Source organism: Pseudomonas sp. NPDC008258 (assembly GCF_042956345.1).
In the GTDB taxonomy this organism is placed as follows: Bacteria; Pseudomonadota; Gammaproteobacteria; order Pseudomonadales; family Pseudomonadaceae; genus Aquipseudomonas.
In genome coordinates this window covers 23,138-48,173 of sequence record NZ_JBIBGE010000018.1, presented here as the reverse complement: position 1 = coordinate 48,173, position 25,036 = coordinate 23,138, and the positions used below count along the sequence as shown (strand labels likewise).

The 25,036-nt window shown below is 63.4% G+C and carries 25 protein-coding genes; 14 read left to right on the top strand and 11 right to left on the bottom strand.

The annotated features are described in order from the left end of the window. Positions 1 to 28: 28 nt before the first annotated feature. Positions 29 to 244, bottom strand: coding sequence for a dodecin (locus tag ACFY9W_RS16060; RefSeq protein ID WP_003253076.1), 216 nt, complete (start codon positions 242 to 244; stop codon positions 29 to 31). Between the two features lie 151 nt (positions 245 to 395). Between ACFY9W_RS16060 and ACFY9W_RS16055 the strand changes: the two genes are divergently transcribed. Continuing rightward, entirely contained in the window at positions 396 to 719 is a 324-nt protein-coding gene (locus tag ACFY9W_RS16055) for a DUF883 family protein (RefSeq protein WP_391131914.1), read from the top strand. On the opposite strand, the gene ACFY9W_RS16050 is transcribed toward ACFY9W_RS16055, so the two are convergent. Then, positions 716 to 1,612 (bottom strand): LysR substrate-binding domain-containing protein, encoded by an 897-nt coding sequence (locus ACFY9W_RS16050; protein WP_391131912.1) that lies wholly within the window; start codon positions 1,610 to 1,612, stop codon positions 716 to 718. The genes ACFY9W_RS16055 and ACFY9W_RS16050 overlap by 4 nt on opposite strands. A 110-nt stretch (positions 1,613 to 1,722) precedes the next feature. On the opposite strand from ACFY9W_RS16050, the gene trpB reads away from it, so the two are divergent. Both trpB and trpA read left to right on the top strand, forming a co-directional pair. Further along, the gene (gene trpB, locus ACFY9W_RS16045; protein WP_391131911.1) at positions 1,723 to 2,940 is read left to right on the top strand and encodes a tryptophan synthase subunit beta; all 1,218 of its coding nucleotides are present in this window, start codon (positions 1,723 to 1,725) and stop codon (positions 2,938 to 2,940) included. Then, on the top strand, positions 2,937 to 3,746 hold the full coding sequence (gene trpA / locus ACFY9W_RS16040; protein WP_391131909.1) for a tryptophan synthase subunit alpha: 810 nt from the start codon (positions 2,937 to 2,939) through the stop codon (positions 3,744 to 3,746). Before trpB ends, trpA begins: the two co-directional genes overlap by 4 nt. 120 nt (positions 3,747 to 3,866) lie before the next feature. On the opposite strand, the gene ACFY9W_RS16035 is transcribed toward trpA, so the two are convergent. Further along, positions 3,867 to 4,199, bottom strand: a complete 333-nt coding sequence (locus tag ACFY9W_RS16035; RefSeq protein ID WP_019098078.1) for a DOPA 4,5-dioxygenase family protein — start codon at positions 4,197 to 4,199, stop codon at positions 3,867 to 3,869. A 23-nt stretch (positions 4,200 to 4,222) separates the two neighbouring features. Then, positions 4,223 to 5,122: a choline sulfate utilization transcriptional regulator gene (locus tag ACFY9W_RS16030; protein WP_391131906.1), complete on the bottom strand. Its 900-nt coding sequence runs from the start codon at positions 5,120 to 5,122 to the stop codon at positions 4,223 to 4,225. A 108-nt stretch (positions 5,123 to 5,230) separates the two neighbouring features. Between ACFY9W_RS16030 and betC the strand changes: the two genes are divergently transcribed. From betC to ACFY9W_RS16015, 3 genes are all read left to right on the top strand, one after another. After that, entirely contained in the window at positions 5,231 to 6,748 is a 1,518-nt protein-coding gene (gene betC, locus ACFY9W_RS16025; protein WP_391131904.1) for a choline-sulfatase, read from the top strand. 14 nt (positions 6,749 to 6,762) lie between these two features. Further along, positions 6,763 to 7,686, top strand: coding sequence for a choline ABC transporter substrate-binding protein (gene choX / locus ACFY9W_RS16020; protein ID WP_391131902.1), 924 nt, complete (start codon positions 6,763 to 6,765; stop codon positions 7,684 to 7,686). Between the two features lie 143 nt (positions 7,687 to 7,829). Continuing rightward, entirely contained in the window at positions 7,830 to 9,395 is a 1,566-nt protein-coding gene (locus ACFY9W_RS16015; protein WP_391131900.1) for a SulP family inorganic anion transporter, read from the top strand. 137 nt (positions 9,396 to 9,532) lie between these two features. Here the strand turns inward: ACFY9W_RS16015 and aroE are convergent, their stop codons facing one another. Both aroE and hemF read right to left on the bottom strand, forming a co-directional pair. After that, the gene (gene aroE / locus ACFY9W_RS16010; protein ID WP_391131898.1) at positions 9,533 to 10,357 is read right to left on the bottom strand and encodes a shikimate dehydrogenase; all 825 of its coding nucleotides are present in this window, start codon (positions 10,355 to 10,357) and stop codon (positions 9,533 to 9,535) included. 25 nt (positions 10,358 to 10,382) lie between these two features. Continuing rightward, positions 10,383 to 11,294: an oxygen-dependent coproporphyrinogen oxidase gene (hemF, locus tag ACFY9W_RS16005; protein ID WP_391131895.1), complete on the bottom strand. Its 912-nt coding sequence runs from the start codon at positions 11,292 to 11,294 to the stop codon at positions 10,383 to 10,385. Between the two features lie 135 nt (positions 11,295 to 11,429). Here hemF and ACFY9W_RS16000 point away from each other — a divergent pair, with 135 nt between their 5' ends. Next, complete coding sequence (locus ACFY9W_RS16000) at positions 11,430 to 12,407, top strand: NADPH:quinone reductase (protein WP_391131893.1); 978 nt, start codon at positions 11,430 to 11,432, stop codon at positions 12,405 to 12,407. Positions 12,408 to 12,653: 246 nt separating this feature from the next. On the opposite strand, the gene ACFY9W_RS15995 is transcribed toward ACFY9W_RS16000, so the two are convergent. The 3 genes from ACFY9W_RS15995 to dprA form a co-directional block, all read right to left on the bottom strand. Next, positions 12,654 to 12,968 (bottom strand): hypothetical protein, encoded by a 315-nt coding sequence (locus ACFY9W_RS15995; RefSeq protein WP_391131891.1) that lies wholly within the window; start codon positions 12,966 to 12,968, stop codon positions 12,654 to 12,656. A 907-nt stretch (positions 12,969 to 13,875) separates the two neighbouring features. After that, positions 13,876 to 14,433 carry an L-threonylcarbamoyladenylate synthase gene (locus tag ACFY9W_RS15990; protein WP_016712799.1) on the bottom strand — a complete coding sequence of 186 codons (558 nt, stop codon included), beginning with the start codon at positions 14,431 to 14,433 and terminating at the stop codon, positions 13,876 to 13,878. A 42-nt stretch (positions 14,434 to 14,475) separates the two neighbouring features. Further along, a complete protein-coding gene (gene dprA / locus ACFY9W_RS15985; RefSeq protein WP_391131889.1) occupies positions 14,476 to 15,573 on the bottom strand; it encodes a DNA-processing protein DprA in 1,098 nt (365 codons plus the stop codon). A gap of 206 nt (positions 15,574 to 15,779) precedes the next feature. On the opposite strand from dprA, the gene def reads away from it, so the two are divergent. The 5 genes from def to ACFY9W_RS15960 are packed head-to-tail and all read left to right on the top strand — an operon-like array spanning position 15,780 to position 20,308. Further along, complete coding sequence (gene def, locus ACFY9W_RS15980; RefSeq protein ID WP_003260000.1) at positions 15,780 to 16,286, top strand: peptide deformylase; 507 nt, start codon at positions 15,780 to 15,782, stop codon at positions 16,284 to 16,286. 60 nt (positions 16,287 to 16,346) lie between these two features. Then, the gene (fmt, locus tag ACFY9W_RS15975) at positions 16,347 to 17,279 is read left to right on the top strand and encodes a methionyl-tRNA formyltransferase (RefSeq protein WP_391131886.1); all 933 of its coding nucleotides are present in this window, start codon (positions 16,347 to 16,349) and stop codon (positions 17,277 to 17,279) included. Then, a complete protein-coding gene (gene rsmB / locus ACFY9W_RS15970) occupies positions 17,276 to 18,586 on the top strand; it encodes a 16S rRNA (cytosine(967)-C(5))-methyltransferase RsmB (RefSeq protein ID WP_391131884.1) in 1,311 nt (436 codons plus the stop codon). The genes fmt and rsmB overlap by 4 nt, the downstream gene beginning before the upstream one ends. A 22-nt stretch (positions 18,587 to 18,608) precedes the next feature. After that, positions 18,609 to 19,982 (top strand): Trk system potassium transporter TrkA, encoded by a 1,374-nt coding sequence (trkA, locus tag ACFY9W_RS15965; RefSeq protein ID WP_391131882.1) that lies wholly within the window; start codon positions 18,609 to 18,611, stop codon positions 19,980 to 19,982. Positions 19,983 to 19,993: 11 nt separating this feature from the next. Then, on the top strand, positions 19,994 to 20,308 hold the full coding sequence (locus tag ACFY9W_RS15960; RefSeq protein ID WP_391131880.1) for a tetratricopeptide repeat protein: 315 nt from the start codon (positions 19,994 to 19,996) through the stop codon (positions 20,306 to 20,308). 165 nt (positions 20,309 to 20,473) lie between these two features. On the opposite strand, the gene ACFY9W_RS15955 is transcribed toward ACFY9W_RS15960, so the two are convergent. Together ACFY9W_RS15955 and ACFY9W_RS15950 are read right to left on the bottom strand one after the other, a co-directional pair. Next, a complete protein-coding gene (locus tag ACFY9W_RS15955; RefSeq protein WP_391131878.1) occupies positions 20,474 to 21,361 on the bottom strand; it encodes a lysophospholipid acyltransferase in 888 nt (295 codons plus the stop codon). 41 nt (positions 21,362 to 21,402) lie between these two features. Next, complete coding sequence (locus ACFY9W_RS15950; protein WP_391131876.1) at positions 21,403 to 21,954, bottom strand: DNA-3-methyladenine glycosylase I; 552 nt, start codon at positions 21,952 to 21,954, stop codon at positions 21,403 to 21,405. Between the two features lie 83 nt (positions 21,955 to 22,037). Between ACFY9W_RS15950 and glyQ the strand changes: the two genes are divergently transcribed. Both glyQ and glyS read left to right on the top strand, forming a co-directional pair. Beyond that, positions 22,038 to 22,985, top strand: a complete 948-nt coding sequence (gene glyQ / locus ACFY9W_RS15945; protein ID WP_003253126.1) for a glycine--tRNA ligase subunit alpha — start codon at positions 22,038 to 22,040, stop codon at positions 22,983 to 22,985. After that, the gene (gene glyS / locus ACFY9W_RS15940) at positions 22,982 to 25,033 is read left to right on the top strand and encodes a glycine--tRNA ligase subunit beta (RefSeq protein ID WP_391131873.1); all 2,052 of its coding nucleotides are present in this window, start codon (positions 22,982 to 22,984) and stop codon (positions 25,031 to 25,033) included. The genes glyQ and glyS overlap by 4 nt, the downstream gene beginning before the upstream one ends. Positions 25,034 to 25,036 lie beyond the last annotated feature (3 nt).

Sequence of the window (25,036 nt, the reverse complement as noted above, 5' to 3'; positions counted from 1 at the left end):
CGCCAGGCTATTCCAGCCCGGCAATGTGTCAGCTATTGGCGATACGGAAGCCTACCTTCAGCGTGACCTGGAAGTGCGCCGCCTTGTTGTCGCGGATATGGCCACGCGTATCGACCACCTCGAACCATTCCAGGTGCTTGATGCTTTTGCCGGCCTCGGCCAGGGCATTGTTGATCGCCTCTTCGATGCTGGTGGGCGAAGAACCCACCAGTTCGATCTTCTTGTAGGTGTGATGGTCGGTCATGAGCGCTCTCCTTGGATGACGGTGATTTTTTAGCCTAGCAGCGCAGGCCTGGTTTACCTGCGAGCCGTCACCCGTAACCAAAGTTCGATCGCACTTTCGCGCAGGCCTACGGTCGCACTTCTTACAGCCCATACTGCAAAGGAGAGTCAACATGCCCCGCAATTCGCTGCGTAAAGCATCCCTGGAAAGCATGGAAGCGGAGATCGAGAGCCTTCTGAAAAGCCTGGAACACCTCAAGCATGATGCGTCGGAAGAGTCCCAGAAGTCGGTGAAGGCCATCCGCAGCAACGCCGAGAGCGCTCTTCGCCATTCGCGCAGCCTGCTGAGCGATGCCTATGAGGAAGTCAAACAGCGCACCCGCCAGACTGGCATCGCTACCCGCGACTACGCTCAGGAACACCCGTACACCACCGCAGGCGTAGCCATTGGCGCGCTGGGGCTGCTGGCAGCCTACTTACTGACCAAACGCAACTAAGCGCTCTGCCGCGCAAGCTCGGCGCGTAGCCATTGCGCCAACTGCTCGGCGCGCCCGTCTGCGGCGCGCCGGGGCACCCACAACGCCAACGCTGCCCGGGTAGGGGAAAAGCCCCACGGTGCGCTGAGGCGCCCGGCTCGCAAGTCATCAGCCACCAGCGGCTGCGGCGCGATGGCGACACCAAGGCCTGCAACCGCAGCCTCCAGCAAATAATACAAATGCTCGAACGCCTGACCGTACTGCAACCCGGCCGGGTCCAGTCCCTGCTGCTCACCCCAGGTTGGCCATGCTTGCGGACGTGACGTGGTATGCAGCAGAGCCTCCTGCAGCAGGGCGCTGGCAGGTGCGCCACGCAAGCGTTCGAAGCCGGCAAAGTGCGGGCTGAGCACCGGGCCGATGCGCTCCTCGGCCAGCACATGCACCTGCATGTCGGCAGGCCAGGGCGGCTCAGCGTACACCAGCAATGCATCCAGGCCCGGGCGACGCGGGTCAAGGTCACCTTCACCGGCTGACAGATGCAGGCGCAACTCCGGCAAATCCGCCTTCAGGCGCCCCAGCCTCGGAATGAACCAGCGTGCCAGCAGGCTGCCTGAGCAGCCCAGCACGAACGGCGCCTCGCTGACATCGCGACTGAGTTCGGCACACACGCTGCGCAGCCGGTCGAAGGCCTCGCCACTGGCATCACGCAGGCGTACACCGGCATCTGTGAGTTTGATGCCGCGCCCGTCCTTGACGAACAGCGCTACGCCCAAGTGCTCCTCCAGTACCTTGATCTGCCGGCTGACGGCACCATGGGTGACATGCAGCGCTTCGGCCGCCTGGCTGACGCTGTTGAGCCTGGCGGTGGCCTCGAAGGCGCGCAGGGCATTCAGGGGAGGGAGGTCGTGGGCCATGTTACCTGTGAGTTTTTCTGACAAGTTTACGCAATCTTATCGGTTTTCAGCCGGGCTTGGCGTGGTTAGAGTAAAGCCCATCACTCATTCATTACGCCCTGGAGCGCCCCATGACCCAGTCCCAATACCGCCCCGGCCCCGACGCCAACGGCCTGTTCGGCTCGTTCGGCGGCCGCTACGTGGCTGAAACCCTGATGCCACTGGTGCTGGACCTGGCCCGCGAATACGAAGCGGCCAAGGCAGACCCGAAATTCCTCGAAGACCTCGCCTACTTCCAGCGCGATTACATCGGCCGCCCAAACCCGCTGTACTTCGCCGAGCGCCTGACCGAGCACTGTGGCGGCGCAAAAATCTTCTTCAAGCGTGAAGAGCTCAACCACACTGGCGCGCACAAGGTGAACAACTGCATCGGCCAGGTGCTGCTGGCCAAGCGCATGGGCAAGAAGCGCCTGATCGCCGAAACCGGCGCCGGCATGCACGGCGTGGCCACCGCCACCGTTGCCGCACGCTTCGGCCTGCCTTGCGTGATCTACATGGGCGCCACCGACATCGAGCGCCAGCAGGCCAACGTGTTCCGCATGAAACTGCTGGGCGCCGAGATCGTGCCGGTCACTGCCGGTACCGGCACCCTGAAAGACGCCATGAACGAAGCCCTGCGCGACTGGGTTACCAATGTCGAAGACACCTTCTACCTGATCGGTACCGTGGCCGGTCCGCATCCGTACCCGGCCATGGTCCGCGACTTCCAGTCGATCATCGGCAAGGAAACCCGCGCCCAGTTGCACGAGAAGGAAGGCCGCCTGCCAGACAGCCTGGTTGCCTGCGTGGGCGGTGGCTCCAACGCCATGGGCCTGTTCCATGAGTTCCTTGAAGAGCCAAGCGTGCAGATCATCGGCGTCGAAGCCGGTGGCCACGGTGTACATACCGACAAGCATGCCGCCAGCCTGAACGGTGGCGTACCGGGCGTGCTGCACGGCAACCGCACCTACCTGCTGCAGGACGAAGACGGCCAGATCACCGACGCCCACTCGATTTCCGCAGGCCTGGACTACCCGGGCATCGGCCCGGAGCACGCCTACCTGCACGAAGTGAAGCGCGTCGAATACGTCAGCATCACCGACGACGAAGCGCTGGATGCGTTCCACGCCACTTGCCGCCTGGAAGGCATCATCCCGGCCCTGGAAAGCTCCCACGCCCTGGCCGAAGCGATCAAGCGCGCACCGAAGCTGCCCAAGGACCACCTGATGGTCGTGTGCCTGTCGGGCCGCGGCGACAAAGACATGCAAACCGTCATGAACCACATGGCCGCCCAGGAGAAACAGGCATGAGCCGTCTTGAACAACGCTTCGCCGAACTGAAGGCCGAAGGCCGTTCGGCACTGGTCACCTTCGTTACCGCAGGCGACCCGGGCTACGACGCCTCGCTGCAGATCCTCAAGGGCCTGCCAGCCGCTGGTGCCGACGTGATCGAACTGGGCATGCCGTTCACCGACCCGATGGCCGACGGCGTGGCCATCCAGCTGGCAACCCTGCGCGCCCTGGAAGCGGGTCAGACCCTGGCCAAGACCCTGCAGATGGTTCGCGAATTCCGTGTGGATAACCACACCACGCCAATCGTGCTGATGGGCTACTACAACCCGATCCACCGCTTTGGTGTGGACAAGTTCGTGGCGGAAGCCAAAGCGGCGGGCGTCGATGGCCTGATCATCGTTGACCTGCCGCCCGAGCATGATGCCGAACTGGCCACCCCGGCCCAGGCCGCAGGCATCGACTTCATCCGCCTGACCACGCCGACCACCGACGATGCGCGCCTGCCGCGCGTACTGGAGCGCAGCTCCGGGTTCGTCTACTACGTGTCGGTGGCCGGTGTGACCGGTGCCGGCTCGGCAACCACCGAGCACGTGACCGAGGCCATTGCCCGCCTGCGCCGGCATACCGATCTGCCGATCAGCGTTGGTTTTGGCATTCGCACGCCAGAACAGGCTGCCAACATCGCCCGCCTGGCGGATGGTGTGGTAGTGGGCTCGGCGCTGGTCGACAAGATTGCCCAGGCCAAAACTGGCGAGCAGGCGGTGAGCGATGTATTGAGCCTGTGCTCGGCACTGGCTGAAGGCGTGCGTGGCGCTCGTCGCTAAACCGCACCGCCTGATTCGCGGGCACGCCCGCTCCCACAGGGACCACACAGATGCTGAAAGCTGTGGAGTCCTTGTGGGAGCGGGCGCGCCCGCGAAGAGGCCCTCAAAGGCGACAGATACCTACCCACCAAAAATCGACAGATCCAAAGGCCGCACAGCCCCCATCCAGATCGCATGATCGCGGTGGTCCGCCAGTTCATCCCCGGTCAGCGGGTGCATGAACACCACCAACCCCTTGCGGTACAGCGCCAGCCAAGGCAACACCACCCCGACAAATTCCGGCTCGAACGCCAACTGGCAGCTCCAGTCCGGGTGCGGCCCCACCGGTTTCTGGTGCATGCGCCCCATGGTCACAGGGAACAGCCGCGCCGCCTCCTCGCACAGTTCACGGGCCTGCTCCATGGTCGCTGCGTCGTAATACACGTGGGCGTGGTAACCCTTGATTCTTTGCACGATAACTCCCGATTGCACCGCCATCAGCCGCTGCGCTCCTGCTCCAGCCAGCTGACGAACCGCTCGATCAACGCCCCGCGCCGCTTGCGCGGTGGCAAAACCAGATAATAGCCCCGACTCGATGTCAGGCTCCCCTCTAATGGCCGGCATAGCAACCCTTGTTCCACAAGGCTGTCCACAAGATGCCGCCAGCCGATAGCCACGCCTTGGCCAGCAATCGCCGCCTGGATCAGCAAGGTGTAGTTGTCGAAGCGTAACTGCCCTGCGGGCGGCGGGCTGGCCACGCCAAACCCGCGAAAAACCCCCGCCCAGTCAAACCAGCGGCTGGCCTGCTCGCCCTTCAAATGCAGCAAGGGTAAACGCTGCAAAGCCACGGCTGACGTGGGCTTGCCATGAATCAGCCGCGGGCTGCAAACCGGGAATACTTCCTCATCGAACAACCAGCGGCTCTCGCCCTGGTGAAAGCGCCCATCGCCAAACAGCACCGCCACATCAATGTCCGGCCGCAACATGCCCTGGCTGCGCTCACCGGTTACCAGGCTCACATCCACCTGTGGATAAGCTTCGTGAAAACGCTGCAACCTGGGCATCAGCCAGAACGCGGCAAAAGCAAAGTCGGTGGCCACCTGCAGCACCTCGCGCTGGCCGCGCCCGCTGGCTTGGGCGATGCCATCATCCATGGCCTGCAGGCCCTGATGCACCTGCTCGAACAGCACCTGGCCAGCCTCGGTCAACTCGATGCCCCGGTAAATACGGTCGAACAGGCGCGTGCCTACTTGTGCCTCCAGGCGTTTCACCTGCTGGCTCACCGCCGGTTGCGTGGTGCCCAGTTCCAGCGCCGCAGCGGTAAAGCCACGCAAGCGCGCTGCCGCTTCGAACACGCGCAAGGTATCCAGCGACAGCTCGGCGAGGTGATCAAACATAAGCTCAGCTAATCCCAGTCATTGCCCGCCATGGGCTTTACCCATGTTATCCACAGTCGCATCTTGGTAGGCAAGCGGTTCGCATAACCCTCAACGATGGAAGCCACCATGACGCGCCCGAATATCCTGTTCATCATGGCCGACCAGATGGCCGCACCCTTGCTGCCGATCTACGCCCCTTCGCCCATCCAGATGCCGCACCTCAGCCGCCTGGCCGAGCAAGCGGTGGTGTTCGATTCGGCCTACTGCAACAGCCCCCTGTGCGCGCCGTCGCGCTTCACCCTGGTCAGCGGCCAGCTGCCAAGCCGCATCGGTGCCTACGACAACGCCGCCGACTTCCCCGCCGATATACCGACTTATGCACACTACCTGCGCCGCCTGGGCTACCGCACCGCGTTGTCGGGCAAGATGCACTTCTGCGGCCCGGACCAGTTGCACGGCTATGAAGAGCGACTGACCAGCGACATCTACCCGGCCGACTACGGCTGGGCGGTGAACTGGGATGAACCGGACGTGCGCCCAAGCTGGTACCACAACATGTCCTCGGTGTTGCAGGCCGGGCCATGCGTGCGCACCAACCAGCTGGATTTCGATGAAGAGGTGGTGTTCAAGGCGCGCCAGTACCTGTACGACCATGTGCGCGAGAACGACGGCCGGCCGTTCTGCCTGACCGTGTCGATGACCCACCCGCACGACCCGTACACCATCCCCAAGCGTTACTGGGATCGCTACGAGGGTGTGGATATCCCCATGCCCCGCGCCGAACTCAGCCAGGCGGACCTCGACCCGCACTCGCAGCGCCTGCTCAAGGTCTACGACTTGTGGAACAAGCCGCTGCCTGTGGACAAGATCCGCGACGCCCGCCGCGCCTATTTCGGCGCTTGCAGCTATATCGACGACAACATCGGCCAACTGCTGCAAACCCTGGAGGAATGCAACCTGGCCGACGACACCCTGATCGTGTTCTCCGGCGACCACGGCGACATGCTTGGCGAGCGTGGCCTCTGGTACAAGATGCACTGGTTCGAGATGTCGGCGCGGGTACCGCTGCTGGTGCATGCGCCCACGCGCTTTGCAGCCGGCCGGGTCAGCGCCTCGGTATCCACCTGCGACCTGCTGCCAACCCTGGTGGAACTTGCCGGCGGCACTGTGGATAACCACCTGCACCTGGACGGCCGCTCGCTGCTCGGCCATTTGCAAGGGCAGGGTGGCCACGACGAAGTGATCGGCGAATACATGGCCGAAGGCACCGTGGGCCCACTGATGATGATCCGGCGAGGGCCGTACAAGTTCATGTACAGCGAAGATGACCCATGCCTACTCTATGACCTGAGCCGCGACCCGCACGAGCGGGAGAACCTCACCGGCAGCCCGGACCACCAGGCGCTGCTGCAGGCATTTGTCGATGAAGCACAGCAGCGTTGGGATATCCCCAGCCTGCGCCAGCAGGTGCTGGCCAGCCAGCGCCGCCGCCGCCTGGTGGCCGAGGCGCTGGCCATCGGCAAGCTGAAAAGCTGGGACCACCAACCCTTGGTAGATGCCAGCCAACAGTACATGCGCAACCACATCGATCTCGACGACCTCGAGCGCAAGGCACGTTATCCACAGCCCGCCCCCATGGATTGAGAAGAGAGGCCGCCATGCACAAGTTCTCCGCCGCCGTGTTCGCCCTGACCCTGGGCGCCACCACGGCCCACGCCGCCGACAGCGACGCGCAATGCAGTACCGTGAAAATGGCCGACCCCGGCTGGAGCGATATCGCCTCCACCAATGCCGTGGCCCGTCTGTTACTGGAAAGCCTGGGTTACCAGGTGAAAATCGACAGCCTTGCCGTACCGATCATCTACGGCGGCTTGAAGGACGGCCGTGTCGACGCCTTCCTTGGCAACTGGATGCCGGCCCAGCAAGGTTTCCATGACAAGTTCATCGCCAACGGCGATGTGCAGCAGCTGTCACGCAACCTGGAGGGAACCGAGTTCACCCTGGCGGTGCCCGACTATGTGTGGAATGCCGGGGTGAAGGACTTTGCCGACCTGCAAAAACATGCCGACCAGTTCGACAAGAAGCTGTACGGGATTGGCTCCGGCGCACCGGCCAACCTGTCGCTGAAGGAAATCATCGACAAGAATGAATTCAACCTTGGCCAGTGGAAGCTGGTGGAGTCCAGCGAGCAGGCCATGCTGGCGCAGGTCGACCGGGCGGTGAAGAAGCAGCAGTTCATCACCTTCCTCGGCTGGACACCGCACCCGATGAACGTGAAGCTGAAGATGCATTACCTGACCGGTGGGGAAAAGTGGTTTGGTAGCAGGGGCGAGGTGTACACGCTGACACGCAAGGGTTATCCACAAGCCTGCCCGAATGCGGCGAAGCTGTTGGGTAACCTGAAGTTCACACTGGACATGGAAAACAGCATCATGGCCCAGGTTGTGGACAAGAAGATCAGCTTCGACGATGCGGCGAGGGCTTGGGTCAAGACGCACCCCGAGTTGCTGGAAGGGTGGTTGGCCGGGGTCACCACCAAAGCCGATGGCGATGCCCTGGAGGCCGTCAAAGCCAAACTGTAATCTCGTAAGCAACACACCTCCCCTGTGGGAGCGGGCATGCCCGCGAAGAGGCCACCGCGGTGGATGGCACCGGCTTTGCCGGTGTTCGCGGGCATGCCCGCTCCCACAGGGTTTGGCGAAACCTTCAGGATTGTGGATAACCCATGCATCGCCTCACTCAACTGCTGCCCTTCCTCACCTGGCTACCGCGCCAATCGGGCCGCAGCCTGCGCCAGGACCTGCTGGTCGGCCTGAGCGGTGCCATCCTTGCCCTGCCACAATCCATCGCCTACGCCCTGATCGCCGGCCTGCCCGCCGAGTACGGCCTGTACGCCGCCATCGTACCGGTGCTGATCGCCTGCCTGTGGGGCTCGTCCTGGCACCTGATCTGCGGCCCGACCGCTGCCATTTCCATCGTGCTCTACGCCAGCATCAGCCCGCTGGCCGTGGCCGGCAGCGCCGATTACATCACCCTGGTACTGCTGCTGACCTTCCTTGGCGGCATCTTCCAGCTACTGCTGGGGCTTTTACGGTTCGGCGCGCTGGTCAACTTCGTCTCCCATTCCGTGGTGCTCGGCTTCACGCTGGGCGCTGCCATCGTCATTGCCCTGGGCCAGCTGCCCAACCTGCTGGGCATGGACCTGCCCAGCCAGGCTACTGCGCTAAAGACCGTGCAGGACCTGGCCAGCCATGCCGGCGACATCGACCTGCCATCGCTGATACTGGGCCTGGCCACCGTGGTGATCGGGGTGGCGCTTAAACTTTGGCGTCCCCGCTGGCCGAGCCTGTTGATAAGCCTGATGCTGGTCAGCCTGGCTGCCTGGCTGCTGCCGGGATTTTTTGGCCATGTACCGCGGGTGACCGCGTTCACCGGGCAGCTTCCCCCGATCAGCCCGCTGCCCTTGCTGGACGTGGAACTCATGCTGCGCCTGCTACCCAGTGCCGTGGCGGTCGGCATGCTGGGGCTGGTCACCAGCCTGTCGATTGCCCGCTCTTTGTCAGCACGCTCGGAACAACTGATCGACCCGGATCAAGAAATACGGGCACAGGGCCTGTCGAACATTGCGGGGGCGTTTTTCTCCGGTTACCTGTCTGCCGGTTCCTTCACCCGCTCGGGCCTGAGTTATGAGGCAGGTGCCCGCTCGCCCCTGGCCGGCGTTTTTTCGGCGCTGTGGGTGGCGTTGTTTGCCGTTACCGGTGCCGGCCTGATCGCGCACCTACCCATACCGGCCATGGCTGGCAGTATTCTGCTGATCTGCTGGGGGTTGGTGGACCATCGGGGGATTCGCGCGCTGTTCCGGGTCAGCCGCTCGGAGTTTCTGGTGATGGCGCTGACAGCGGCGGCGACCTTGTTGCTGGAATTGCAGACAGCGATCTATGCCGGGGTGCTGGCGTCGCTGTTCTTCTACTTGAAGCGCACGTCACGGCCACGGGTACAGCAAAGCCGCGAAGGCGACGCGGATGTGTTGCGCGTGGGCGGGTCAATTTTCTTTGGTGCCGCGCATTACCTGCAAGTGCGCTTGCAGCGTTGCCAAGGGCCGCATGTGGTGATCGATGCGCGGCAGGTGAATTTTATCGATTACTCGGGTGTGGATATGTTGCACCGCGAGGCGCGGCGGCTGGGCAGGATGGGGGGGAGCTTGACCTTGCACCGGGCCAGGCCGCAGGTGATAGAGGAATTGCAGAAGCTGGAAGGGGTAGAGCTGTGCCCGATCCGGTTTGAGGAGTGAGCTGTGGATCCTGGGGCTGCTGCGCAGCCCATCGCAGGCAAGCCAGCTCCTACAGGGACAGCGCCGACCTCAGGCCTTGTGATATCCCTGTGGGAGCTGGCTTGCCGGCGATGGGCCGCAACGCGGCCCCGACAATCTCAGCCCCGAGCGAGTTGCCGGCGCAATTCAGCCAACACCGGCGCCGTATCCGGCCGTACCCCACGCCAGATAAAGAACGCCTCAGCCGCCTGCTCAGCCAGCATCCCCAACCCATCCAGCACCTTGGCCGCGCCAAGGTTCGTGGCCCACTGGCAAAACGGCGTAGGCGCCTTGCCATACATCATGTCGTAGCAAACCGTGCGCCCAGCCTCGACCAGGCTATCGGCAATCGGCGGCATCTCACCGGCCAAACTCGCCGAAGTGGCATTGATGATCACATCCACCGGTTCCTGCAACCAGGCAAACCCACTGGCCACCACCGGCCCCAGCTCATCGAACTCACGCGCCAGTTGCTCGGCCTTTTCCACGGTACGGTTGGCAACCACCAGCGACTGCGGCTTGTGCGCCAAAATCGGCTCCAATACGCCACGCACGGCGCCACCAGCCCCGAGGATAAGAATGCGTTTGCCGGCCAGTTCAACCCCGGCATTCACCGTGAGGTCGCGCACCAGCCCGGCACCGTCGGTGTTGTCGCCCTGCAACGTGCCGTCGGCCAGCTTGCTCAGCGTATTCACCGCGCCCGCACGCCGGGCACGCGGGGTCAGGCTGTCGCACAGACGGTAAGCCTCTTCCTTGAACGGTACGGTAACGTTCCCGCCGCTGCCTTGCTTGAAGAAGCCACGCGCGCAGTCGCTGAACTCGTCCAGCGGCGCCAGCAAGGTGGCGTATTCCAGGTCCTGGCCGGTTTGCTCGGCGAACAGGCGGTGGATCAGCGGCGACTTGCTGTGGCCGATGGGGTTACCGAAAACGACGTACTGGTCCATGACGGCTCCTTGGTTGTCCACAGGCTTACTGGCCGAGCCAGTCGCGGTCTTGCAGGAAATATTCGGTCAGGCGCGCTTCTTCGCTGCCGGGCACAGCCTTCCAGTCGTAGCCCCAACGTACCTGCGGCGGCAGCGACATGAGGATGGACTCGGTGCGGCCACCGGATTGCAGGCCGAACAGGGTGCCACGGTCGTAGACCAGGTTGAACTCCACGTAGCGGCCACGGCGGTACTCCTGGAACTCGCGCTGCTGCGGGGTGTAGGGCGTGCCCTTGCGGCGCTGGATGATCGGCAGGTAGGCGTTGACGTAGGCATCACCGATGGCGCGGATGAAGGCGAAGCAGGTGTCGAAGTCCCACTCGTTCAGGTCATCGAAGAACAGGCCACCGATGCCGCGCGGCTCGCCACGGTGCTTGAGGTGGAAGTAGCGGTCACACCAGGCCTTGTAGCGCGGATACACGTCGGCGCCGAACGGCGCACAGGCCTGTTCGGCCACGCGGTGCCAGTGAATGCAGTCTTCCTCATTGCCGTAGTACGGGGTCAGGTCGAAACCGCCGCCGAACCACCACACGGCCTCTTCACCTTCCTTTTCGGCGATGAAGAAGCGCACGTTGGCGTGCGAGGTGGGCACATGCGGGTTGTGCGGGTGGATCACCAGCGACACGCCCAATGCCTCAAAGCCACGGCCCGCCAGTTCCGGGCGGTGAGCACTGGCCGATGGCGGCAGGCCTGCACCGAATACGTGGGAGAAGTTGACCCCACCTTTTTCGATCACCTTGCCGTCGCCGATCACCCGCGTGCGGCCCCCGCCACCGGCTTCGCGCACCCAGGCGTCCTCGACGAAGCGGGCGCCGCCGTCTTCGGCTTCGAGGGCAGAGCAGATGCGGTCTTGCAGGTCGAGCAGGTAGGCTTTCACGGCCTCGGTGCGGCTAGTCATCGGGTCACCAGGAACGGGCAGGGAAGAATTCGCCGCGTAGCATACCACCGCCAGCGCACGCGCCGCAGTTGACGGCGATCAAGCAAAGGCGTCCGATAGAAGGCCTTTTCCCGATCCCGACGACAGGAGTGCGAGATGGCCAAGCGTATCCAGTTCAGCCAGCATGGCGGCCCGGAAGTGCTGCAGTTTGTGGAATTCGAACCCGCTCCACCGGGGCCGCAGCAGGTGCGCGTGCGTAACCATGCAATCGGCCTGAACTTCATCGACACGTACTTTCGCAGCGGGCTGTACGCGCCGCCGTCCCTGCCTTCTGGCCTGGGTACCGAAGCGGCGGGCGTGGTCGAGGCGGTGGGTGAAGGCGTGACCCGGTTGAAGGTGGGCGACCGCGTGGCCCATGCCGGCGGCCCGCTGGGGGCTTACAGCGAGGTGCATACGCTGCCAGAGGCCAACCTGGTCAAGCTGCCGGACAACATCAGCTTCGAGCAGGCGGCAGCGGTGATGCTCAAGGGTTTGACCGTGCAATACCTGCTGAAGCAGACCTATGAAGTCAAACCGGGCGACGTGATCCTGTTCCACGCTGCTGCTGGTGGCGTGGGTTCGCTGGCGTGCCAGTGGGCGAAGGCTTTGGGCGCCAAACTGATCGGCACCGTGAGTTCTGCCGAGAAGGCCGAGCGGGCCAAGGCGCTGGGCGCGTGGGCGACCATCGACTACAGCCATGAAGACGTGGCCAAGCGCGTGCTGGAGCTGACCGACTGCAAGAAGTGCCCGGTGGTGTATGACGGCGTGGGCGCTGACACCTGGCTGACCTCGCTGGATTGCTTGCAGCCGCGTGGGTTGATGGTGAGCTTTGGCAATGCCTCGGGCGCGGTGAGCGGGGTGAACCTGGGGATTCTGGCGCAGAAGGGCTCGCTGTATGTGACCCGGCCGACCTTGGCGACCTATGCCAACAATGCCGAGAACACCCAGGCCATGGCCGATGACCTGTTTGCGATGATTGCCAGTGGCAAGCTGGTTGTGGATATCCAGCAACGGTACCCGTTGAGTGAGGCGGCGAAGGCGCAGACGGAGTTGTCGGCGCGGCGGACCGTGGGGTCGACTGTACTGATCCCCTGAGCCACACACGTTCCCTGTGGGAGCGGGCATGCCCGCGAAGCAGTCACCGCGGTGGATGGCACCGGCTTTGCCGGTGTTCGCGGGTGAACCCGCTCCCACAGTTACTGCACCGATCTTGAGTGCAGCGCAATCCCTGTGGGAGCGGGCATGCCCGCGAAGCAGCCACCGCGGTGGATGGCACCGGCTTTGCCGGTGTTCGCGGGCGCGCCCGCTCCCACAGGTACAGCGTCGGCTCTGATAGCTGCGCTATGCCTGTAAGGGCCGGTTCGTCGGTGGCGGAGTCGACTCGATGCCATCGAGTATTGCCTCAACCACTCCCTCCGCCATTTCAATCGCATGCAGGTTCGACCAGAACATGCCACGGCCCTCTTCGCGCATGTAGTCCAAGGCTTTGTAGCCGGTTTCGTAGGCGCTGCGCAGGTACAGGGCTACGTGGACCAGAGCGTCTTCGGCGGAAATGTTCGGGTTGACGGTGAAGAGCGGGTCATGGCCGGCGTCGCAGCGGCCGAAGGGGCGGGTGGAGGTGCAGGGCAGAGGCGGATTTGGAACGATTTTTTTCATGATTTGCTCCAGAGCTTGGAGCTGCCATCAAGCCGTTACCACGCGATTTGGGCGGCAGCTGTACGCGAGGTGGTAAACCGGGCTGGAGGCGATCCCGGCAGGCATTAAGCCTCCCGCGCACAGCTGCCATAGCTGTGTCGCCCCAAGCAAAATCCGGGTTACCACACCCGATCGCCAAATTATTCGGCGACGGTCTAAGCCTAAGGGCAGTGGTTCCCACTGAGAAGGTGATGGCAGGGGACGCGGCTCGTAGGATATTTCCCAAGCCGGAAGCTGGACAGCCATTCTGGTAAAAATCAGAAAACCCTGATCACGCAGGCGGCAACAGGAGCCCATGCACAGCACGCGAAAGGGCAATGCCTTGACCCTGCTGGTTTGGAAGCGTAGCGTTTATGGTTCAGGTTGTACTGGTGCGTCGGCTGAGTTCAAGTTATCCGGGCGAGTACATCTTTACCATTCGGGCCGCTTATGCGGCCTTTGTTTTTTCGGGCAATCGGGCCCAGGCCACACCCTCAATCGATCTGGCGCACGCAGACCGCGTAACGGCAACCAGGCGCTCGCCTTGGTTTCTGTGGTGTCGCGCAAATCGAGCGCCGCCCGCGCGGCGCATCGCGAGCAAGCTCGCTCCTACATTTGTTTCGGGCCAGTTATTCCTGATGCAAAGGCGCGCGGCCCCTTGGTTTTCACCCCGGTATCGCGTGGAACAAACAAGGCGGGCGCGCGCGCTGGCACAGGCGATACTGGCCCAAAACAAATGTAGGAGCGAGCTTGCTCGCGATGCGCCGCGCGGGCGGCGCTCGATCTCATAGGCGAAGAAAGCTTCAAGGCAGGACCCGCCAGCCCTCACACGATCACTCGCCAGCCGAAACAAGTCAGAAAAAATCTGCGGAAGGCCTGTGGACAGATATCAGCCCGGCCGCACAACCTCGCCAGTAGCCAAATTACGAATCACACTCGGGTTCTTCCGCCCGCCCAGCGCCCCGCCAAGCACCAGATCCAGCTGCCCATGGAAGTACTGTTCCACCCGCAACCGGGTCTTCGCCGCCGGGCGCCCGCCGGGGTTGCACGAGGTGGAAATCAACGGCCCAACCAGCGCACACAGTTCACGCACCACCGGGTGATCACTGACCCGCAATGCCACGGTGTCATGCTGCCCGGTCACCCATTCGGGCAACAGGTCCTGGTGTGGCACCAGCCAGGTGTTCGGCCCCGGCCAGGTGCTGCCCATGCGGTCGATCCAGTCTTCGGGGAAATCCTCGAACAAAAAATCAAACTGGCGAATGTTGTCGGCAATCAGGATCAGCCCTTTATCCACAGGCCGCGACTTCAGCGCCAGCAGGCGATACACCGCATCCTCGTTCCACGGGTCGCAGCCCAGGCCCCAGACCGCTTCCGTCGGGTAGGCGATCACCGCGCCCGCCCGTACCTCACGTGCGGCTTGTTGCACACGAAAACTGCTCACCATTACTGTCTCTCCGCCTATATACCTTGCTTGTGTGCAGTGTACTTAGCCCGCACGGGCAAACCAACGCCCTGCTTCATTGCTGACCCGGCCCTCCAGCTCAAGCTCGGTCAGCTGCGCCAGCACTTCGGCCAGCGACAGCTCACTGCAATGGGCCAGGCTTTCGCTGGTTTGTGGCGCAGCATGCAGCAGGGCGAGCAGGGGATGCTCGAATCGATCCACAATTGCCGGCGGCAGGTTCTGCCAGCCCTGCAAGGTTTCCATTATCTGTTCCACGGTTTCCACCAGTAGCGCGCCATCACGAATCAGCTGGTGACAGCCCTTGGCCCCTGGATGGTGAATGGAGCCCGGTATGGCATACACCTCGCGACCTTGCTCGGCCGCTAGCCGCGCAGTGATCAGCGAACCACTGGCCAGGCTGGCCTCGACCACCAGCACACCCAACGACAAGCCGCTGATGATGCGATTGCGTCGTGGAAAGTTGCCAGGCAGAGGGCCGGCATCCAGCGGGTACTCGGAAACCAGTGCGCTCCCGCTATCGATCATCGCCTTGGCCAGTTCGCGATGGCGCTGTGGATAAAGTTTTTGCAACCCCGTGCCAAGGACGCCGATCGTGCCCCCTCCAGCCTGCATCGCCGCCCGATGAGCGGCGCCATCGATGCCCACGGCCAACCCGCTGGTAATGACGAACCCTGCCTGTGAGAGGTAACGGGAAAATGCGCCAGCCGTATCCAGCGCCGGTGGTGTGGCACGCCTGCTACCCACAATTGCCAGCTGCGGACGGTTTAATAGCGCCGGTTCACCGGCAACAAAAAGCAGCGGGGGGGCATCGTCGATTTCCGCCAGCAGCGCAGGGTAGTCAGGGTCGTCCCACATCAGTAAATGCTGGCCGGGGCGCTCTAACCAGGCCATTGCAGCCATGGCGCCATCGCGCACCTCGGCACTGCGCCGGGCATCGATGGCAGCCTGGTTGATACCCAGCGCTCGCCAGGCCGAAGCCGGCGCACTCAGCGCCGAGGAGGCACTGCCAAAGGCATCGATCAGGTTGCGAAAGCGTCTCAACCCGGTATCGGGGAGGCGGTGAAGACGTAACCGGGCCTCTAGCTCGGCCGGATGGCAAGGCGACGAATGGTGAATCGGCATGGCGATCATCCTTGATCAAAACAGGGCCATTTACGTGGCACAATCTGTGGATAACTTTGTGGGTAATACTTTGAAAAGCTGTCCATTGGCTGGGGGCTATTACGCCCATAGACACCCTAGATGACCTTGCCAGGTGCTGAAATCCCCGTTTCCCTTTATTATGTGTGCTCAGTTTTCAACCGAACGCACAGTGACTGCCTGACCTTATGGCCATCTTGAACATTCTCGAATTCCCGGACCCGCGCCTGCGCACCATCGCCAAGCCGGTGACGGTGTTCGACGACGCCCTGCGTCAGCTCATCGACGACATGTTTGAAACCATGTACGAAGCGCCTGGCATCGGCCTGGCCGCGACCCAGGTCAACGTGCACCAGCAGGTTGTGGTCATGGACCTCAGCGAAGACCGCAGCGAGCCGCGTGTCTTCATCAACCCAACGGTTGAAGAGCTGACCCACGACATGGGCCAGTACCAGGAAGGCTGTCTGTCGGTACCCGGCTTCTACGAGAACGTCGACCGCCCGCTGCGGGTACGGGTCAAGGCCCAGGACCGCGACGGCAAGCCGTACGAGCTGGAATGCGAAGGCCTGCTGGCGGTATGCGTGCAGCACGAATTCGACCACCTCAACGGCAAGCTGTTCGTTGACTACCTGTCGCAGCTCAAGCGCGACCGGATCAAGAAGAAGCTGGAAAAGCAGCACCGCCAGCAAGCCTGATCCCCACCTTCCAGAAGGCTTGCTCCGGCAAGCCTTTTTCTTTTTTGAAGCGAGAACTCCATGCGCATCGTCTTTGCAGGCACTCCAGAGTTTGCCGCCGAACACCTCAAGGCCCTGCTCGACAGCCCGTACGAGATCGTGGCCGTCTACACCCAGCCCGACCGCCCAGCCGGTCGCGGCCAGAAGCTGATGCCGAGCGCCGTCAAGGCGCTGGCCGTGGCCCATGACATCCCGGTGTTCCAGCCACAGACGCTGCGCAATGCCGACGCTCAGGCCGAACTGGCCGCGCTCAAGCCAGACCTGATGGTGGTAGTCGCCTACGGCCTGATCCTGCCGCAGGTGGTGCTGGATATCCCGCGCCTGGGCTGCATCAACAGCCACGCCTCGCTGCTGCCACGCTGGCGCGGTGCGGCGCCGATCCAGCGCGCCGTGGAAGCCGGTGATGCCGAAAGCGGCGTGACCGTGATGCGCATGGAAGCCGGCCTGGACACCGGCCCGATGCTGCTCAAGGTGGTTACCCCGATCAGCGCCGAAGACACCGGCGGCAGCCTGCACGACCGCCTGGCGCAAATGGGCCCACCGGCAGTGGTACAGGCCATCGCCGGCCTGGCCGACGGTTCGCTGCAAGGCGAGGTACAGGACGATGCCCTGGCCACCTATGCACACAAGCTGAACAAGGACGAAGCACGCATCGACTGGAGCCGCCCGGCCGTGGAGCTGGAGCGCCTGATCCGCGCCTTCAACCCATGGCCGGTGTGCCACAGCACCCTCGATGGCGAGAGCGTGAAGGTGCTGGCCGCCAACTTGTCCACAGGCAAAGGCGCCCCAGGCGAAATCCTGTCGGCGAGCAAGGACGGCTTGGTCGTCGCCTGCGGTGACCAGGCGTTGAGCCTCACCCGCCTGCAACTGCCTGGCGGCAAGGCGCTGAACTTCAGCGACCTGTTCAACAGCCGCCGCGAGAAATTCGCCGCCGGCAAGGTGCTGGGCCAATGAACCCGCGCCTCGCCGCCGCCCGTGCCCTTGCCGCTGTACTCAGCGGCAAGGCCTCGCTGAACAGCTCGCTGCCGGCACAACTGGACAAGGTCGATGAGCGCGACCGTGGCCTGACCCAGGACCTGGCGTTCGGTACTGCACGCTGGCAGCCACGCCTCGACCTGCTGGCCGCGCAATTGCTGCAAAAGCCGTTCAAGGCCGCCGATGCTGATGTTCAGGCGCTGCTGCTGGTCGGCCTGTACCAGCTGTTCTACACCCGTATTCCGGCCCACGCTGCCATCGGCGAAACCGTCGGCTGCGCCGACAAGCTGAAAAAGCCATGGGCCAAGGGCCTGCTCAATGCAGTGCTGCGCCGCGCCCAGCGCGAAGGCGAAGCGTTGCTGGCCGGCATGGAACGCGACCCGGTGGTGCGCACCGCCCACCCGCGCTGGCTGCAAAAATCGCTGAAGGCCTTCTGGCCGGAGCAGTGGGAAGCCATCTGCGCCGCCAACAACGCCCACCCGCCGATGATCTTGCGGGTCAACCGCCGCCACCACAGCCGCGATGCCTACCTGGCACTGCTGGCCGAGGCGGGGGTTAGCGCCAGCGCTTGCCAATACAGCCGTGACGGCATCGTGCTGGCCGAGGCCTGCGACGTGCGCGGCCTGCCAGGCTTCGCCGAAGGCTGGGTGAGCGTGCAGGACGAAGCCGCGCAGCTGTCTGCCGACCTGCTCGAACTGGCCCCCGGCCAGCGCGTGCTCGACGCCTGCTGCGCCCCCGGCGGCAAAACCTGCCACCTGCTGGAGGCCGAACCCGGCCTGGCCCACATGACGGCCATCGACCTCGAAGCCAAGCGCCTGACCCGTGTGCGGGAAAACCTCGACCGCCTGCAACTGGACGCCGAGCTGATCGCCTGCGATGCCCGCGATACCGCCAGCTGGTGGGACGGCAAGCCGTTCCAGCGCATCCTGCTAGATGCCCCGTGCTCGGCCACCGGCGTGATCCGCCGCCACCCGGACATCAAGCTGACCCGCCAGGCCGACGACATTCCGGCCCTGGCCGCGCTGCAAGGCGAGCTGCTGGATGCCTTGTGGCCGACCTTGGAAGTGGGCGGCATGCTGCTGTACGCCACCTGCTCCAGCCTGCCAACCGAGAACACCGAAGTGATCGACGCCTTCCTGGCCCGCACCCCGGGCGCCCGTGAGCTGGACCTGGCCACCGAAGCCGGCCTGCGCCAGCCCCACGGCCGCCAGTTGCTGGCCCAGCAAGGCGGCCACGACGGTTTCTACTATGCCAAGCTGATCAAGATCGCCGCCTCACGCGGATAAGAAGAAAAGTAGGGAGTAGCGGATGAAGATCATCATCCTCGGCGCAGGCCAGGTAGGCGGCACGCTGGCAGAGCACCTGGCCAGCGAAGCCAACGACATCACCGTGGTAGACACCGACGGCGACCGCCTGCGCGACCTGGGCGACCGCCTGGACATCCGCACCGTGCAGGGCCGCGGCTCGTTGCCGACGGTGCTGCGCCAGGCCGGCGCCGACGACGCCGACATGCTGGTGGCGGTGACCAACAGCGACGAAACCAACATGGTCGCCTGCCAGGTGGCCTACTCGCTGTTCCACACCCCGACCAAGATCGCCCGGGTGCGCGAGTCAGCCTACCTCACCCGCGAAGAGCTGTTCGACAACGACCATATCCCGGTGGATGTGCTGATCAGCCCTGAGCAAGTGGTGACCAATTACATCAAGCGCCTGATCGAACACCCGGGCTCGCTGCAGGTGATCGACTTTGCCGAAGGCAAGGTGCAGCTGGTGGCAGTGAAGGCTTACTACGGCGGCCCGCTGGTCGGCCAGCAGCTGCGCCAGATACGTGCGCACATGCCCAACGTCGACACCCGTGTGGCGGCGATCTTCCGCCGCGACCGGCCGATCACCCCGCGTGGCGACACGGTGATCGAAGCTGACGACGAAGTGTTCTTCATCGCCGCAAAGAAGGACATACGCGCCGTGATGGGCGAACTGCGCCGCATTGACGAGACCAATAAACGCATCGTCATTGCCGGAGGCGGGCAGATCGGCGAGCGCTTGGCCGAAGCCATCGAAAGTCGCTACCAGGTAAAGATCATCGAAATGAGCCCGGCCCGTTGCCGGCACCTCTCCGACACCCTGGAAAGCACCGTGGTATTGCAGGGCAGCGCTTCGGACAAAGACCTGATGCTCGAAGAGAACATCGCCGATGCCGATATTTTCCTGGCCCTGACCAACGACGACGAAGCCAACATCATGTCGTCACTGCTGGCCAAGCGCCTGGGCGCGGGCAAGGTGATGACCATCATCAACAACCCGGCCTATGTCGATCTGGTGCAGGGCGGTGATATCGACATCGCCATCAGCCCCCAGCTGGCCACCATCGGCACCCTGCTGGCGCACGTGCGCCGGGGCGACATTGTCAGTGTGCACTCGCTGCGCCGTGGTGCGGCCGAGGCCATCGAGGCGGTGGCGCACGGGGATTCGAAGTCGAGCAAGGTGGTGGGCAAAGCTATCGAGGACATCGCCCTGCCACCGGGCACCACCATTGGCGCCATCATCCGTGACGAAGAGGTGATGATCGCCCACGACGACACCATGATCGAGTCGGGTGATCATGTGATCCTGTTCGTTGTGGATAAAAAGCAAATTCGCGATGTGGAAAAGCTGTTCCACGTCGGCTTGAGTTTCTTCTAGGAGAAGAGGGCATGCGCGAATCGCTGGAAAAGATGCTGGCTAAGGGTGTAGATAACCCGCTGCTGCGGTTTGGCCTGGGTAAAGCCTGGCTGGATGAAGGCAATGGCACTGAAGCGGCGGTGCACCTGGCTCGGTGTGTTGAGCAGGACCCGAAGTATTCGGCGGCCTGGAAGCTGCTGGGCAAGGCGTATCAGTTGGTCGGTGACCTGGCGGCGGCGCGCAAGGCCTGGGAGGACGGGATCGTTGCTGCGCAGGCCCATGGGGACAAGCAGGCCGAGAAAGAGATGGCCGTGTTCCTGAAGAAGCTCAACAAAACGTCAAGCTGACGCGGCCCGTGTGGGACATCGCAATCCCTGTGGGAGCGGGCTTGCCCGCGAAGCAGGCACCGCGGTGTATGGCACCGGCTCTGCCGGTGTTCGCGGGCACGCCCGCTCCCACAGGGTCACTGCTAATGCAGGCAGAGATGTATTCCGCCTGCTCCAGTGGATAACTCAATACCAGCGCGGCTCGCCAGCCGGGCGCTTCTTGAAGCGCTTCATGCTCCACATGTACTGGCTCGGGTACTCACGCACATAGCGCTCGACCACCTTGCTCATCGCCGCCGCCGACACGTTCACGTCGGTGCTGTACATCTCTTCTGGCGCAGCTTCCAGGAACACCTTGAAGCCCGAGCCATCCGGCAGCCGCAGGGCATGCAGGAACACCCCCACCGCCTTGCCGCCGGCCAGCATGTTCGGCACGAACTTGCTGGTCAGCGCCTGGGTACCGAGAAATGGCACGAACACGCCAGCCGATTCCGCCGGCTCCGGGTCGGCAGGAATACCCACCTGGCCACCCCGGCGCACTTCCTTGATCACGCTGAGAATGCCTTCCTTGGTCGATGGCGCCACGCGGTTGCCCATCTGCACACGCTGCTCGCGCAGCAGGTCATCCACCGCCTTCAGCTTTGGCGGGCGGTAGAAGATGATCGGTTTGCACTGGTTGCAGTAGAAGTGGTTCAGCACTTCCCAGTTGCCCAGGTGGCTGGTGATCCCCACCACACCCTTGCCCGAGGCCAGGGCCTGCTCCAGCACTTCCAGGCCGTGCACTTCCTTGACCAGCTCCAGCGAGCGCTGCGGCGGCCAGATCCAGGCGCAGGCGCTTTCGACAAAGGATTTGCCGATATCCCGCAACGCCTGGCCCACCAGTTGCTCACGGGCAGCCGGGTCCATTTCGGGGAAGCACTTGGCCAGGTTGATCCGCACCACGTTGCGCGAACCGTTGGGAATCTTCCACATCAGCCAGCCAATACCCGCACCGACGCGCTGCACAGCGCCCCAGGGCAGCTTGGCAAACAGGCGCAGCACCCCGACCATCAGGGCGCCCTTGAACTTTTCCACAGGCGAATTCCTTATTTCAGCAAGGCGCGCATTGTAACCCCTCAGCGCAACAAGGCGGCGTAGCGATCGCAATCGGTGGTGTGGTCCATGACCATGCCGGTAGCTTGCATGAAGGCATAGCAAATAGTCGGGCCGACAAAAGTGAAGCCGGCTTTCTGCAAGGCCTTGCTCATGGCCTTGGCTTCATCGGTAACCGCCGGCACGTCGCTGCGGCCGGTGAAGTGGTTGATCTTCGGCGCGCCACCCACGAACGACCACAGCCATTCGGCAGGGTTATCCACAGCCAGCCAGGCCTGGGCATTGCGCCTTGCAGCCTTGAGCTTGAGACGGTTGCGGATGATGCCGGCATCTTGCATGAGTTCTTCGATACGTTCGTCACTCATGACGGCAAGTTGCGCCGGGTCGAAGCCGTACATGACCTGGCGGTAACGCTCGCGTTTGCGCAAAACAGTGATCCACGACAGCCCTGCCTGGAACCCTTCGAGCAAAAGCATCTCGAAGAGCAACGCCGGGTCGCGCTGTGGCGTTCCCCATTCCTGGTCATGGTAGGCCTGGTACAACGGATCGTCGGTACACCAAAAGCAGCGTGGCATAAGGCTCCAATGAGTAGAGGGCGAGGCGAATCAGGTTATACTCCCGCTCTTTACATCCGCATCCCCAGATACAGGTGAATTTCGTGAGCCAGCCTACGCCTGCCGTGCGTACCTTCCAAGACCTGATCCTCGCCCTGCAAAACTACTGGGCAGCTCAAGGTTGTGTGGTGCTTCAGCCCTACGATATGGAAGTAGGCGCCGGCACTTTCCACACCGCTACATTCCTGCGCGCCGTGGGTCCAGAAACCTGGAACGCCGCCTATGTGCAGCCTAGCCGTCGCCCTGCCGACGGGCGGTATGGCGAAAACCCCAACCGCCTGCAGCACTACTACCAGTTCCAGGTAGTGCTCAAACCAAACCCGGCCAACTTCCAGGAGCTGTACCTCGGCTCGCTGAAAGCCATTGGCCTGGACCCGCTGGTCCACGACATTCGCTTTGTCGAAGACAACTGGGAATCGCCAACCCTGGGCGCCTGGGGCCTGGGCTGGGAAATCTGGCTGAACGGCATGGAAGTGACCCAGTTCACCTACTTCCAGCAGGTAGGCGGCATCGAGTGCTACCCGGTCACCGGTGAAATCACCTATGGCCTGGAGCGCCTGGCCATGTATATCCAGGGCGTCGACTCGGTGTACGACCTGGTGTGGGCCGACGGCCCGTTCGGCAAAGTCACCTACGGCGATGTGTTCCACCAGAACGAAGTGGAGCAGTCGACCTACAACTTCGAACACGCCAATGTCGACAAGCTGTTCGAACTGTTCGACTTCTACGAAAGCGAAGCCAACCGCCTGATCAAGCTGGAGCTGCCGCTGCCGACCTACGAAATGGTCCTGAAGGCCTCGCACACCTTCAACCTGCTGGACGCCCGCCGCGCCATCTCGGTAACCGAGCGCCAGCGTTACATCCTGCGTGTACGTACCCTGGCCCGGGACGTGGCGCAAAGCTATCTGCAAGCCCGCGCACGCCTGGGCTTCCCGATGGCCACCCCTGAACTGCGTGACGAAGTGTTGGCTAAGCTGGAGGCTGCACAATGAGTGCTCAAGATTTCCTGGTAGAACTGGGCACCGAAGAGCTGCCACCTAAAGCCCTCGCCAGCCTTGGCGACGCCTTCCTGGCCGGTATCGAGAAAGGCCTGCAAGCCGCTGGCCTGAACTACACCGGCAAGCAGGTGTATGCCGCGCCGCGCCGCCTGGCCGTGCTGATTCGCCAGCTGGACGTGCAGCAGCCTGACCGCAGCATCAACATCGACGGCCCGCCCCTGCAGGCTGCTTTCAAAGACGGCGAGCCAACCCAGGCTGCCCTGGGCTTTGCCAAGAAGTGTGGCGTGGAGCTGGCCGAAATCGACCAGAGCGGCCCAAAGCTGCGCTTCACCCAGCACATCCCTGGCAAGTCCACCGTTGGCCTGCTGCCAACCATCGTCGAGGATTCGCTCAACGACCTGCCGATCCCCAAGCGCATGCGCTGGGCGGCCAGCCGTGAAGAGTTCGTGCGCCCGACCCAATGGCTGGTGATGCTGCTGGGCGACCAGGTGGTCGACTGCACCATCCTGTCGCAGAAGGCCGGCCGTGAATCCCGTGGCCACCGCTTCCACCACCCGGAAAACGTCACCATCACCACCCCGGCCAACTATGTCGAAGACTTGCGCAAAGCCTACGTGCTGGCCGACTTCGCCGAGCGCCGCGAGCTGATCAGCAAGCGTACCGCCGAGCTGGCCATGCAGCAGGAAGGCACCGCCATCGTGCCGCCGGCGCTGCTGGACGAAGTGACTGCCCTGGTCGAATGGCCGGTGCCGCTGGTGTGCTCGTTCGAGGAGCGTTTCCTCGACGTGCCGCAAGAAGCCCTGATTACCACCATGCAGGACAACCAGAAGTACTTCTGCCTGCTGGACAGCGAAGGCAAGCTGCTGCCGCGCTTCATCACCGTGGCCAACGTCGAAAGCCGCGACCCGAAGCAGATCGTGCAAGGCAACGAGAAGGTCGTGCGCCCACGCCTGACCGACGCCGAGTTCTTCTTCAAGCAGGACAAGAAGCAGCCGCTGGAAACCTTCAACGAGCGCCTGAAGAACGTGGTGTTCCAGGCTCAGCTGGGCACTGTGTACGACAAGGCCGAGCGCGTTTCCAAACTGGCCGCCTTCATCGCCCCGCTGATCGGCGGCGACGCCCAGCGCGCCGGCCGTGCCGGCCTGCTGTCCAAGTGCGACCTGGCCACCGAGATGGTCGGCGAATTCCCTGAAATGCAGGGTGTTGCCGGTTACTACTACGCGCTCAACGACGGTGAGCCGCAAGACGTTGCCCTGGCCCTGAACGAGCAGTACATGCCGCGCGGTGCTGGCGCCGAGCTGCCGCAGACCCTCACCGGTGCTGCCGTGGCCATCGCTGACAAGCTCGATACCCTGGTTGGCATCTTCGGCATCGGCATGCTGCCTACCGGCAGCAAAGACCCGTACGCCCTGCGCCGTGCCGCCCTGGGCGTGCTGCGCATCCTGATCGAGAAGCAGCTGGACCTGAACCTGACCGGTGCGGTCGAGTTCGCGGTCAAGCAGTTTGGTGCCAAGGTCAAGGCCGCTGGCCTGGCCGAGCAGGTGCTGGAGTTCATCTTCGACCGCCTGCGTGCACGTTACGAAGACGAAGGCATCGACGTGGCCACCTACCTGTCGGTACGTGCCCTGCAGCCAGGTTCTGCCCTGGACTTCGACCAGCGCGTACAGGCCGTGCAGGCCTTCCGCAAGCTGCCAGAAGCCGAAGCCCTGGCTGCGGTGAACAAGCGTGTGTCGAACCTGCTGAGCAAAGCCGAAGGCGCCATCGCCGAACAGGTCGAGCCAAAGTACTTCGATAACGCCAACGAGTTCTCCCTGTACTCGGCCATCCAGCAGGCCGACCAGGCCGTGCAACCGATGGCTGCTGCCCGCCAGTACAGCGAGTCGCTGGCCCGCCTGGCCGCCTTGCGTGACCCGGTCGATGCCTTCTTCGAGGCGGTGATGGTGAACGCCGAAGACGCCAAGGTACGTGCCAACCGTTATGCCCTGCTCAGCCGCCTGCGCGGCCTGTTCCTGGGCGTGGCCGACATTTCGCTGCTGGGGTAAGCC